Raw genomic sequence first — 12661 nt, 5'->3', positions numbered from 1 at the left:
CTGGCGTTATTACGCAGGATAGTCGCGGTTATGCCCGTCAATTTTGACCTCAACGATCTCTACGCCTTCCGCGCGCTGGTGGAGTACGGCAACTTTCGTCTGGCGGCGGAGTCAATCTGCCTGTCGCAGTCAGCGCTCAGCCGCAGAATTGAGAAGCTGGAAGCGGCGCTCGGTGCCCGGCTGTTTGACCGCACCACGCGGCGCGTCACGCTGACGCTGTATGGTCAGAACTTTGCTCAGCGCTCGGAGCAGTTGCTGGATAATGTCGAATCGATGCTGGCCGACGTCGAGCGCGCCAGCCAGGATCGCACTGGCCTGATCACCGTCGCTACCGTGCCCTCAGGCGCTTACTATTTTATGCCGGAGGTGATCCGCCGCTTTCAGACGCGTTACCCGCGCGTGCGCATCAAGCTGATTGATAGCAGCGTCGGCAACGTGATGGATGCAGTGAGCAGCGGACAGGCCGATTTCGGTATCTGCTTTGCGCGCAATTTACCGCCGGAGCTCACCTTCACGCCGCTGGTGGAGGATGTTTACGTCGCCGCCTGTCGCCACGATCATCCGCTGGCGACGCGCCAGCAGCTCAGCTGGCAGGAGTATTTTGCGCAGGATTATGTGGCGCTGGATAAGGTGTCCGGTAACCGCAATCTGCTGGACAGTGCGCTGGCGCATCTTACGCCCGCCCGGCAAAGTATCTGCGAAACGCGCCATGTCACGACGCTGCTGGGGATGGTAGAAGCGGGCATCGGCATTGCTGCCGTGCCCGCGATGTCGATGCCGGCGAACGGGCATCCGCTGCTGCGCCAGCTGGCGCTGACCGATCCGCAGGTCACCCGTTCGGTAGGATTAATTCGCCGCAGCGGACGTATGCAATCTTACGTCGCTGCGGAGCTGGAAAAGCTGATTATCGAACAGTCTCAGCACGCTTAACGCGCGGTTTGCAACGTCAGCGCGCGGCGGCGATACAGGTACAGCGTCGCCAGCAGCGCGCAAATCGCTGCAAAGCTCATCCAGTAACCCGGTGACGCCTTGTCGCCGGTGTATTCGATCAGCGCGGTAGACACCACCGGCGTGAAGCCGCCAAACAGCGCGGTTGCCAGGCTGTAGGCCAGCGAGAAACCGGCGACGCGCACTTCTGCCGGCATCACTTCAGTCAGCGCCGGGATCATCGCACCGTTATACAGGCCGTAAATAAACGACAGCCACAGCAGCACGCTCAGCATCATGCTGAAGGTCGGCGTCTGCGCCAGCAGCGTCAGTGCCGGATAAGCGGTCGCCAGCGCCAGCAGCGTCATCGCCAGCAGCACCGGTTTACGCCCAAAGCGGTCCGACAGCGCACCGCCAACTGGCAGCCAGATAAAGTTGGAGATCGCCACCAGCAGCGTCACCAGCAGGCTGTCCGAGGCGCTCAGCATCAGCACTTTTTTGCCGAAGGTAGGTGCATAGACGGTAATGAGGTAGAACGCGGTGGTGGTCATCGCCACCATCAGCATCCCGGCAATCACCACCGGCCAGTTTTGTAACAGCGTGCTAAATACCTGACGCATATCCAGATGATGACGGCGCGCGCTGAACTCCTGCGTTTCCTCCAGACGGCGACGCAGAATAAAGATAAACGGCACGATCAGGCAGCCAAACAGGAATGGAATACGCCAGCCCCAGGCGCTGATGGCGCTCTGCTCCAGCGCAGCATTGAGCGCGAAGCCCATTGCGGCAGCGACCATGATGGCAACCTGCTGACTGCCGGATTGCCAGCTGGTGTAGAAACCTTTGCGCCCTGGCGTGGCAATCTCTGCCAGATAAACCGACACGCCACCCAGTTCTGCCCCGGCCGAGAAGCCCTGCAGCAAACGGCCAATCAGCACCAGCAGCGGCGCCCACAGGCCAATCGACTGGTACGACGGGATCAGCACGATCAGGAAGGTGCCCGCCGCCATGATCGACAGCGTGACGATCAGCCCTTTGCGCCGGCCAACCTTATCGATATAAGCGCCCAGCACAATCGCGCCAATCGGCCGCATTAGGAAGCCGGCACCGAACACCGCAAAGGTCATCATCAGCGACGCGAATTCGCTGCTGGCGGGGAAAAAGGTGTGCGCGATATAGGTGGCATAGAAACCGAACAGGAAGAAATCGAACTGTTCGAGGAAGTTGCCGGAGGTGACGCGGAAAATAGCGCCAACCCGGGCTCGGGTGGTCATCGGTAAGGCAGAGGAATGCATAAGTATCTCCAGTTTGTCCCTGGCGCTGTTATCAATCGCGCCTGCTTCGGAAGACTGGATCAGAACGTTAAGGTTAATAAGCGCAATAAACGCATGGCGTGATGCATCTGACGCATTAATCGCTGCCGGCAATGGGCTGTCCTCAATATTAACAATGAGTTAACAAAGCCAGACCCGTTTTTACTTCGCTCAGGCCCGCCGGCACTACAATACAGATTTGTGACCCGCTTCAAGCCGCCCACCGTGCGCCTGGCGCATCACAGGATTAACACATCTCTTTTTTCGCATATGTAGTTGACTTCATCACGTTGCCGCACCACACTGTTTGCTTTCCATTCAGGAGGGATTATGTCGCCGCTAACGCCACTGCAGCTGTTTAAAAACCTTTCCGACGAGACGCGTCTGACGCTGGTGCTGCTGCTGAAAGAACGTCAGGAGCTGTGCGTGTGCGAGCTGTCTGCCATTCTGCAACTGCCGCAGCCGAAGATTTCCCGTCATCTGGCGCTGCTACGCAACAGCGGTTTGCTGAGCGATCGCCGTGACGGCAAGTGGATCCACTATCGCCTTTCGCCACATATGCCGGTGTGGGCAGCGACGGTGATCGAACAGGCATGGCAATGCCAGCGCGATGCGATCCATGCCCTGCTGCTGCCGGTGCAGCGTGACCAGCTGACCACCGATGGCCGGGCGGTGTGTCTGTAAAAAATTTTACCCATACATATTCGATTTACCATATATGAAACGAACACAACCTGACTTTCCGGAGGAAACATGTTACTGGCAGGGACTATTTTCGCCATGACTTTACTGCTGGTGATCTGGCAACCGCGCGGGCTAGGCATTGGCTGGAGCGCCAGCGCCGGCGCGCTTCTGGCGCTGCTGACGGGCGTGGTGCATCCCGGCGATATCCCGGCAGTGTGGCAGATTGTCTGGAACGCCACCGCCACCTTTATCGCGGTGATCATCATTAGCCTGCTGCTTGATGAGGCTGGCTTTTTTGCCTGGGCGGCGCTGCATGTGGCGCGCTGGGGCGGTGGCAGCGGTAAGAAATTGTTCTCCTTTATTATCCTGCTGGGTGCCGCAGTCGCCGCGCTGTTTGCCAATGACGGCGCCGCGCTGATTCTGACGCCTATCGTGATCGCGATGCTGCTGGCGCTGGGTTTCAGCCGGGGGGCCACGCTGGCGTTTGTCATGGCGGCCGGGTTTATCGCCGATACCGCCAGCCTGCCGCTGGTGGTGTCCAATCTGGTTAACATCGTCTCCGCCGACTATTTCCGGCTCGGCTTTGGCGATTACGCCGCCGTGATGGTGCCGGTCACGCTCGCGGCAGTACTGGCGACATTGCTGATGCTGCACCTGTTTTTCCGCAAAGAGCTACCGCTCAGCTACGATAGCGCCCGGCTGACCTCGCCCGCGGCGGCGATTCGGGATCGAGCTACTTTCCGCGCGGGATGGCTGGTGCTGCTCTTATTGCTGGCTGGCTTTTTTGCCCTGGAGCCGCTGGGCGTACCGGTAAGTGCCGTGGCCGCCGCAGGCGCACTGATGCTGTGGCTGGTGGCGCGGCGGGGTCAGGTGATTGATACGGGTAAAGTGCTGCGCAGCGCGCCGTGGCAGATTGTGGTGTTTTCGCTCGGCATGTACCTGGTGGTGTATGGTTTGCGCAACGCCGGGCTGACCCTCTGGCTTACCGGCTTGCTGAATAGTTTTTCTGCAACCGGCCTGTGGGGCGCAACGTTTGCCACGGGCTTCTTCAGCGCCCTGCTCTCCTCCATCATGAACAATATGCCGACGGTGCTGGTGGGCGCCCTGGCGATTGATGCCAGCACGGCGCAGGGCGTGGTGCGCGAGGCGATGATTTACGCCAACATTATCGGCTGCGATCTGGGCCCGAAAATCACCCCGATTGGCAGTCTGGCAACGCTGCTGTGGCTGCACGTGCTGGCACAAAAAGAGATTCGCATCAGCTGGGGCTACTATTTTCGCGTCGGCATCACCCTGACGTTACCGGTGCTGGCCGTGACGCTGGCAGCTCTGGCGCTGCGCCTTTCCCTTTGACCGTTAAGAGACTGACAATGACTAACATTACGATCTATCACAACCCGGACTGCGGCACCTCGCGCAATACGCTGGCACTGATTCGCAACAGCGGCGTCGAGCCCACCATTGTGCTTTATCTGGTTACGCCGCCCACGCGTGAAACGTTGCAGCAATTGATCGACGCCATGGGGATTGGCCTGCGCGCGCTGGTGCGCCAAAACACCGACGCCTGGCAGGCGCTGGGGCCCGCACGTGAAGCGCTGAGCGATGAGCAGCTGCTGGATGTCATGCTGGCGCAGCCGATTCTCATCAACCGCCCGATTGTGGTGACGCCACTGGGAACGCGTCTGTGCCGTCCTTCTGAGCAGGTGCTGGATATCCTGCCCGATGCGCAGCGCGGTCCGTTTACTAAAGAGGATGGTGAGGTGGTGATTGATGCCCAGGGCCGGCGCGTCAGTCTTTAGTCGGTCAGAAATCGTCCGGGATAATCTGCTTCAATCGCGTGCACCTGGTCGTAACGGCCAAACAGGCGATAGCGATTGCGGGCAATCAGGTTGTAGATCAGGTTAGTGAGCCCGTCCGGCAGATAACGCAGAACGCCGCAGGCGCGCCACGGCCAGGGCAGCGAGTGCATAATGCGACAGATGGCCTGCGCGCGCAGCCAGTGCTGCCCATCGCGCAGTAACACGATGGTGCGGATGTTATCGTGCGGTAATCCGGCACGCTGCAGCAGCTGTTTGCCGCGCTCGCTCTGGATCGCTGCAAAGTGATAATCGCGCGGCAGGCGGTGGCGCAGCAGAAAAATCACCCAGGCATTACACAGCTTGCATTGTCCATCATAAAGAATGATCGGCTGGCCGGACTCGGGTTGCACAAATGATGACACCTGACCTCCGCATTACAGATACAAAAAAACCGGTGAGGCGACACGCCCCACCGGTTCTATTATATGTCACTTATCAGAAGCTGACTTTCACGCCCGCCACTGCGCTGGTGTCGCTGTAGCTGTGATTGCCCAGCTGCTGCGCCACGCCGCCCCACAGGTTGACGTTCGCGTTCAGCCGCGCGTCCAAGCCCAGCTTCACCTCGGCGGCATTGCGCGTGCCCGCCTGCTGGATATTGACGCCGTTCAGCGCGGTGCCAAACGCCCTGCTGTTGTGCAGCCAGTTCGCTTCGGCGTACGGCTCGATGGCGCTCTGCGACTGCGGATCCAGCAGCGTGCGCAGCGAGGCGCGCACGCCGAGGCGGCTCTGCAGGTTGTCCTGACCGGTGGCCTGCACGCGGCTGCCGTTCTGCTCTTTCACGTCGTTCGCCTTCACGCCCTGCCAGTTCAGCTGCGCCTGCGGACGCAGCCACAGGCTGGTGCTGTCGCTCAGCCTCGCCACTTCTGCGCGGTAGCCGCCGGCCAGCGACGCGCTGATGCCTTTGGATTTGTACGACTGCTGGCCGATGTCATCACCCTTCACGCTGTTGTCAAACCAGCCGTAGCTCAGTGAGCTGTCAACAAATGCACCGCTCTGCTCCGCCGCGTTCTGCAGCCAGCTGCCATACACGCCCAGACTGTAGCCGTTCACCTGGCCACGCGACTGATAGCCGCTCACCGCCGAGCGCGACTTGCTCTGCGCGTTGCCGTAGCCGGCCATCGCGCCGAGGCGCAGGCTGTCGCTGCCGGTCAGCGTGCCGCCCGCCACGTCGCCGCCCAGCTGGATGGCGTAGCGGTTGGTGTCGGACTTCAGCTGGCCGCTGCTGTCTTTCACCCGGCTGTGGCCGGCGCTGTTGTGCAGCCACAGGCGCGTGCTCTGCTGCTGGCCGTTCGCGTCGGTATAGAAGGTTTCCGCCGGACGGTCATCCATGCTGGTGGTAAACAGCGTGTTGGCCGCCGCGAGGTTGGCGCTGTAGCTCGCCGCTTCCGGACGCACGATCATGTCGTGCTGGCTCACCGGTGGCTCGACGACTTCACCGCCCTCGCCCTCGCCCGGCGTCACCACCGGATCGGGCTCGCTGCCGTTTTTGTCGCTCACCAGATACCAGCCGTGCTGATCCGCGCCCTTCACCAGGTTGTAGTCATAGGCACCGGCGACGATACGTCCTTTCTGACGGAATTCACCGTTGCTGGCACCGTCCACCTGAATAATGTTCAGGCCCTGAATGGTCTGCGCGCCGCTGCCGCCGGCGTTGTTCACCACCAAGTTGGTGCTGCCGCTGCTGTCGCCGAGGATGTGCAGTTTATCCGTCGCCGAGTTGTCGCCGCCCAGCGCCGCGTTCATTACCAGCGTGCTGTTATCGCCGCTGTAGTTGCCGTTGACCGTCAGGGTGCTGAAGCCAGACCCGTCGTGGGTGAAGTTCAGCGTGCTGTTGCTGGCGCTCAGCGCGTCAACGCTGCTGTCGCCGGTAATGTTCCACTGGCTGTTGTCATTCAGCGTCAGCGTATTCAGGCCGGATGACGCGCCGGTCCACGCCGAGCTGCCGCTCAGGTTGATCTGGCTGTCGGTGGTCTGGCTGCGGTCAATGTCCACGTTGCCTTCGAACAGCGAGTGGTTGCTGCCGTTCAGTACCACCGAGCCGGCGGTCGCGCCTTCGGTGGTGCTGTAGCCGGTTTTCAGCAGCGTGCTGCCGCTCAGCAGCGAGTTATCAGCGTCGATGTGCATGTCGGTGCCGGTCAGCACGTTAACGGCGGTGCCCTCGGTGGCGGTGATGGCGGTGTTCGCCAGTTTAATATCCGCCAGCGTGGCCTGTCGTTTGGAGACAATACCAGTGGCGCTTTCGCCGGAGACATTAATAGCGGAATCACTCAGGGAAAGCGTATTATGTGCATCCGGAGAATATAAATTCAGCACGTTGATGGCCGCGTTAAACCCTTCAGCATCCGTGCCGCTTTTTTCAATGGTAACGTTATTACCATTAAATGTGCTGCCATCCTGTACTTCAATCCCGTAACCGCCGCTGCGCGCCTGCACGGAAACATTTTCACTATTTAATGTACCGCCAAAAGCCGCTGCCAATGCCGAATTACTGGAATCAGTGATAATTTCAGCATTTTTAAGATTAGTTGTGCTATCCGATATGCTCAGAACGGCATTTCCTGCACTTTGTCCCATTTCGATCTTGCTGTCGGAAAGGTTCAAAACTGTTCCTTTTCCTGACGAGTAGGTGCCGGAGCCGTTGCCCGTAATTGCAATCACGGTATTGCTGGCATTAAGCGTTGATTTTCCGTCTGCCTTTAAACCATTTGCCCCGTTGCCACTGGTTGCAATTGTACTGTCATTCACATTCAGAAGAGAGCCTTCACCACTGACATACCCTCCATCAGCATAATCACCTGAAGTATTTAATTTTATTCCTGAAATGTTCAGCTTCGCGCCGCTCGCGGCATATGCGCCATAAGCGTTTCTTCCGGTAGTTGTCAGCGTACTGTCTGCCAGCGTCAACTCCGTGCCGGCATTGTCAGCGTAAGCGCCATAAGACTTAACGCCGCCGGTTACAACCTGCACCCCGCGGGCATCCAATGTTGCGGTGCTCCCGGCATAGATACCATGCGCACTTTCACCGCTGGTGGAGTACGTTCCGCCCGTCAGCGTGACTTCCGTGCCGGCATTGCTGGCGGTCACGCCATTGGACTGCGCACCGCTGGTGCTAACCTGCACATCGCTGGCGCTGAGTTTGCCGCCAGAATCCGCTGCAAGACCGGAGGCTCTGGTGCCGCTGGTCGTCACTGTTCCGCCTGTCAGAGTGATGTCCGTGTTGGCCAGGTTACTAAAAACACCCGATGAATCGTCACCACGGGTGGTGATATTCACATCGCTGGCAACGAGCCCGCCGCCAGAACCCGCCACCAGACCGTAGGCTTTACTGCCGTCGGTCGTCACGCTGCCGCCGCGCAGATCGATCAGCGAGCCCGCGGCACGCGAATAAATGCCGTACGCGCCGTCGCCGTGGGTAATATAGTCAGTATCCGTACTGTTAATGATACCGCCAGAAGAGGCGTAGGCGGCGTGGGCAGACTGGCCGGAAGTTTCCACTTTTGTGCCGTTGGTTTTCACCACGCCGGTCAGGCTGGCCACTACACCGTAGCCACCCGCGCCGCTGGTGGTCACGCTGCCGCGCATCATCTCCGCAGAAGCCGAGCCGGCGGTAGAAAACACGCCGTAGCCGCTGGTGCCCGCGTTAAGCACCGTTACGTCGGTGGCGGTAGCTTTTCCGCCGTTCTGCACCAGCAGCCCGTAGTATTTGTCGCCGGTCGCCTGCAGCGTCTGATTATTCAGCTCCACCGGCTGCGCCGGGTCGCTGATGGTGGCACCGTTGGCGGCCAGCGCCGCCGGTGAACCTGCCAGCAGCAGCGCCGAGCCCAGCGCGCCGCCGATCAGCCGTGATTTACCCGCCGCTTTACCTGAACAGGATAATTTGACTTTGCCGCGCGCCAGTTCAGAGGTGACGACATAACATTGCAGGGCATAATTCCAGATAACGCGATAACTTTTGTTCATAATTTTCCTGACCCGGATTCAATCAAAATCTTGCGGCTTAACTCTCTTTCTGCCGTTCAGCCTGAAGTGGCCGATGAAAAAATCTTCGCAAAATCGTCAGGGGGTGAACATGAGAGCACCGGCAGGCGGCTGTAGTCGCCGGACTACAAAAAGCAAGCTGTCGCGCTATGTTCAGGATCAATAAATCGTGCAATGCAGCGGAGAAAACCTGGCTGCAGAAGAAGTCTGCTGAGGGCGAGGGTAAATGGCGGGGATAAAAAAACGGCCCCCGTTGCGGGAGCCGTCTGTCATCAGAAGCTGACTTTTACGCCGGCGATGGCGCTGGTGTCGCTGTAGCTGTGGCTGCTCAGCTGCTGCGCCACGCCGCCCCACAGGTTAACGTTAGCGCTTAGCGTGGCGTCCACGCCCAGCTTCAGCTCACCGGCGTTGCGCATGCCGGCCTGGTGGATGGTGACGCCGTTCATCGAGGTGCCCAGCGCGCGGGTGTTGTGTACCCAGCTGGCCTCCACGTACGGCTCCACGCTGCGGCCCTGGTCCAGCGCGGAGCGCAGCGAGGCGCGCACGCCGGCGTGGCTCTGCAGGTTATCTTCGCCGGTGCCGTGCACGCGGGTGCCGTTGCCTTCGGTGAGGTCATCGCCCTTCACGCCCTGCCAGTTCAGCATCGCCTGCGGGCGCAGCCAGAACCCGGTCGACTCGGTGATTTTTGCCACTTCAGCGCTGTAGCCGCCGGCGAGCGACGCCAGGATGCCCTTCGATTTGTAGGACTCCTCGCCGATATCCTCGCCCTTGATGCTGTTGTCGAACCAGCTGTAGCTCAGCGTGCTGTCGATAAACGCGCCGCTGCGCGCCGCCGCGTTCTGCTGCCAGGTGCCGTACACGCCGAGGTTGTAGCCGTGCACCTGGCCGCGCGACTGGTAGCCGCTCACCGCCGAGCGCGATTTGCTCTGCGCGTTACCGTAGCCGGCCATCGCGCCGAGGCGCAGGCTGTCCGTGCCGTTCAGCGTACCGGTCGCCAGGTCGCCGCCCAGCTGCAGCGCGTAGCGGTTGGTGTCGGTTTTCAGCTGGCCGCTGCTGTCTTTCTGGTGGTTGTGGCCGCCGCTGTTGCGCAGCCACAGGCGGGTGTGCTGCTGCCGGCCGTTCGCGTCCGTGTACTGCGTGACGCCCGGGCGGTCGTCCATGCTGGTGGCGAACAGCGTGTTGGCCGCCGCGAGGTTGGCGCTGTAGCTGGCCGCTTCCGGGCGCACAATCATGTTGTGCAGCTCCGCCGGCGGCGCGATGATGTCCCCGCCCGCGCCTTCGCCCGGCGTGGTCACCGGGTTCGGTTCAGCCGGAGTGGTATCGCTGCCGTTTTTGTCGCTTACCAGATACCAGTTGTGGCCGTCGGCCCCGCGGCCTTTTACCAGGTCATAATCGTAGGCGCCGGCCACGATGCGGCCCTTCTTGCGGAAGTCGCCGTTGACCGCGCCGTCCACCTGAATCAGCTGCAGCCCCTGAATGGTCTGCGCGCCGCTGCCGCCGGCGTTGTTCACCGCCACCTCGGTGTTGCCATTCACGTCGCCCAGCACGTGCAGCCGGTCTGTGGCCGAGGTGTCACCGCCCAGCGCCGCGTTCATCACCAGCGTGGCGTTATCCGCCGTGTAGTTGCCGTTGACGGTCAGCACCGTAAAGTTCGCGGTGTTGTGCGCCACGTTGATCACGCTGTTATTTGCGGTCAGCGCATCGACGCTGCTGTTGTCCATGATGTTCCACTGGCTGTTGTCGCTGAGCGTCAGCGTATTCAGGCCGCTGGACGCGCCGGTCCACACCGAGCTGCCGCTCAGGTTGATCTGGCTGTCCTGCGTCTGGCTGCGGTCGATGTCCACGTCACCGATGAACAGCGAGTGGTTGCTGCCGTTCAGTACCACCGAGCCGGCGGTCGCGCCTGCGGTGGTGCTGTAGCCGGTTTTCAGCAGCATGCTGCCGCTCAGCAGCGAGTTGTCGGCGTCGATATTCATGCTGGTGCAGGTCAGCACGTTAACGGCGGTGCCGTCGGTGGCGTTAATGCGGGTGTTGGCGAGTTTAATGTCCGCCAGCGTGGCCTGTTGTTTGGAGACAATGCCGGTGGCATTATCGCCGGTAACGGTAATGTTCGAATCCGTCAGGTAAACACTGGTAAGTAAATCCGGATTGACTAAACCCACTACATTAATTGCAGCATTGAAACCTTCCGCATCAGACCCCGTTTTATCAATGGTGATATTATTTCCTGAAAATGTGCTGCCATCCTGCACCTCAAGGCCATAACCGCCACTGCGCGCCTGTACGAAAACATTTTCAGCATCGATATTGGCTGAAAAACCTGAAGACAGGGCTGCATTGCCTGCGTCAGTGGTAATATCGACGTTTTTCAGGTTGATGGTTGCATTGTTATAGCTTAATGCGGCGTATCCGCCATTGCGACCAATGTTGATTCGGCTGTCAGAGAGACTGAGCACCGTTCCGGAATCATTGGCGATCACGCCCGAGCCGCTGCCAGCGACGTCTATCTGAGAATTTGAGGCATTGAGCGTCGACTTTGCGTCTGCATTCAGGCCATTGGAGCCTGCGCCGCTGACTACAAATGTACTATTGTCCACGTTCAGCACAGAACCCTCGCCACTGGCGTAGCCGCCGTGTGCATTCCGGCCAGAAGTGCTGACGTGAGCATCTGAGGTGGTCATCATCCCCGAGCCACCAACGTACAGACCGTGGGCATCCTGCCCGCTGGTCGCAACCTGCACGCCGCCGGCGTTGACTTTGCCACCGGAAATCGCTGCCAGACCGTAAGCGTTGGAGCCGCTGGTCGTCACTGCTCCGCCTGCCAGCGTAACTTCTGTCCCGGCCAGGTTAGCAAAAACACCAAAGGACTGGTCGCCATGGGTGACCACATTTACGCCATCCGCAATCAGCCTGCCGCCGGAACCCGCCACCAGACCATAAGCCTTAGTGCCAGTGGTGGTGACGCTGCCACCTGCGATATCGATCAGTGAACCGGTGCCACGGGAGTAAACACCATAGGCACCGTCGCCGTGGGTGACATAATCTGCGTTCAGGCTGTTAATGATCCCGGCCGAAGAGGCATAGGCGCCGTAGGCAGTTTTTCCCGTGGTTTCCACGCGGGTGCCATCCAGTTTCAATGTGCCGGTCAGGCTGGCGACCACGCCGTAGCCGCCGTCGCCCGTGGTTTGCACGCTGCCGTGCGTCATCTCAATGGCCGAAGACGCCAGGGTGGAGAATACACCGTAGCCATCAGTGCCATCGGTCAATACCTTCACATCCGTGGCGCTGGCCTTTGCGCCGTTCTCAACCAGCAGCCCGTGATGATCTTTGCCCGTCGCCTGCAGTGTCTGGTTGCTCAGATTCAGGGTTTGTTCCGGGCCGGTTGCAGTCGCCCCGTTTGCCGCCAGCGCCGCCGGTGAAGCGGTCAGCAGCAGCACTGAACCGAGCGCGCCGCTGATGAATAAGGCTTTATTTGCCGTTTTTCCTGAACGTGATGATTTCACTTTACCGCGCGCCAGTTCCGAGGCCACGACATAACATTGCTGGGCATAATTCCAGATAACACGATAATTTTTGTTCATGCTTTTTTCCTGATTCAGGTTATGTCGCTCCACCAGCGGAATGACGTAACGGGTAAAACAGCCGCACTGCAACAGGTTATTTTTCTGTCGCATTGCGCTGAGAAATGATTAAAACAACCGGATTTGGCTGAATTCTAACGTTGAGACCGGTCTTATCTGATCTAAGACCTGTCTCAAAACTTTCTCTTCGGGATAAATAAAAAAATCACATTACGCCGTAGGCTAAGGACTACAGTTTACTAAACCGATAAATTTAAATGAGTTAAAAACCATGCATCAGCACAAATCTGGCCGGGAAAGAATAAGCACAAATTCCACC

8 protein-coding genes are annotated in these 12661 nt (G+C 59.6%); 4 read left to right on the top strand and 4 right to left on the bottom strand.

The window, feature by feature from the left end:
• Positions 1-30: 30 nt before the first annotated feature.
• Positions 31-930, top strand: a complete 900-nt coding sequence (locus ABVR31_RS19455; protein ID WP_127834868.1) for a LysR family transcriptional regulator — start codon at positions 31-33, stop codon at positions 928-930.
• Here ABVR31_RS19455 and ABVR31_RS19450 read toward each other — a convergent pair.
• On the bottom strand, positions 927-2222 hold the full coding sequence (locus ABVR31_RS19450) for an MFS transporter (protein ID WP_222952343.1): 1296 nt from the start codon (positions 2220-2222) through the stop codon (positions 927-929). The genes ABVR31_RS19455 and ABVR31_RS19450 overlap by 4 nt on opposite strands.
• A gap of 348 nt (positions 2223-2570) precedes the next feature.
• On the opposite strand from ABVR31_RS19450, the gene ABVR31_RS19445 reads away from it, so the two are divergent.
• The 3 genes from ABVR31_RS19445 (at position 2571) to arsC (ending at position 4723) form a co-directional block, all read left to right on the top strand.
• Positions 2571-2924: a metalloregulator ArsR/SmtB family transcription factor gene (locus tag ABVR31_RS19445; RefSeq protein WP_021509466.1), complete on the top strand. Its 354-nt coding sequence runs from the start codon at positions 2571-2573 to the stop codon at positions 2922-2924.
• 69 nt (positions 2925-2993) lie between these two features.
• Entirely contained in the window at positions 2994-4277 is a 1284-nt protein-coding gene (locus tag ABVR31_RS19440) for an arsenic transporter (RefSeq protein WP_372774161.1), read from the top strand.
• Positions 4278-4294: 17 nt separating this feature from the next.
• Complete coding sequence (gene arsC, locus ABVR31_RS19435; RefSeq protein WP_059012276.1) at positions 4295-4723, top strand: arsenate reductase (glutaredoxin); 429 nt, start codon at positions 4295-4297, stop codon at positions 4721-4723.
• Here arsC and ABVR31_RS19430 read toward each other — a convergent pair.
• From ABVR31_RS19430 to ABVR31_RS19420, 3 genes are all read right to left on the bottom strand, one after another.
• Positions 4720-5145, bottom strand: coding sequence for a thiol-disulfide oxidoreductase DCC family protein (locus ABVR31_RS19430; RefSeq protein WP_371221426.1), 426 nt, complete (start codon positions 5143-5145; stop codon positions 4720-4722). The two genes, arsC and ABVR31_RS19430, sit on opposite strands and share 4 nt — an antisense overlap.
• Before the next feature lie 73 nt (positions 5146-5218).
• Positions 5219-8743: an autotransporter outer membrane beta-barrel domain-containing protein gene (locus ABVR31_RS19425; protein ID WP_372774158.1), complete on the bottom strand. Its 3525-nt coding sequence runs from the start codon at positions 8741-8743 to the stop codon at positions 5219-5221.
• 290 nt (positions 8744-9033) lie between these two features.
• Complete coding sequence (locus ABVR31_RS19420; protein WP_372774156.1) at positions 9034-12342, bottom strand: autotransporter outer membrane beta-barrel domain-containing protein; 3309 nt, start codon at positions 12340-12342, stop codon at positions 9034-9036.
• Positions 12343-12661: the final 319 nt, after the last annotated feature.

The organism is Pantoea sp. WEP (assembly GCF_041678305.1).
Classification (GTDB): Bacteria; Pseudomonadota; Gammaproteobacteria; order Enterobacterales; family Enterobacteriaceae; genus Pantoea; species Pantoea dispersa.
Note: the sequence above shows the minus strand (reverse complement) of the source record. Positions and strands in the feature narration are given on the sequence as shown.

Excerpts from the sequence above, each read along its gene's own strand:
- ABVR31_RS19455 (WP_127834868.1), top strand. The coding sequence starts at position 31 with ATGCCCGTCAATTTTGACCTCAACGATCTCTACGCCTTCCGCGCGCTG.
- ABVR31_RS19450 (WP_222952343.1), bottom strand. The coding sequence starts at position 2,222 with ATGCATTCCTCTGCCTTACCGATGACCACCCGAGCCCGGGTTGGCGCT.
- ABVR31_RS19445 (WP_021509466.1), top strand. The coding sequence starts at position 2,571 with ATGTCGCCGCTAACGCCACTGCAGCTGTTTAAAAACCTTTCCGACGAG.
- ABVR31_RS19440 (WP_372774161.1), top strand. The coding sequence starts at position 2,994 with ATGTTACTGGCAGGGACTATTTTCGCCATGACTTTACTGCTGGTGATC.
- arsC (WP_059012276.1), top strand. The coding sequence starts at position 4,295 with ATGACTAACATTACGATCTATCACAACCCGGACTGCGGCACCTCGCGC.
- ABVR31_RS19425 (WP_372774158.1), bottom strand. The coding sequence starts at position 8,743 with ATGAACAAAAGTTATCGCGTTATCTGGAATTATGCCCTGCAATGTTAT.
- ABVR31_RS19420 (WP_372774156.1), bottom strand. The coding sequence starts at position 12,342 with ATGAACAAAAATTATCGTGTTATCTGGAATTATGCCCAGCAATGTTAT.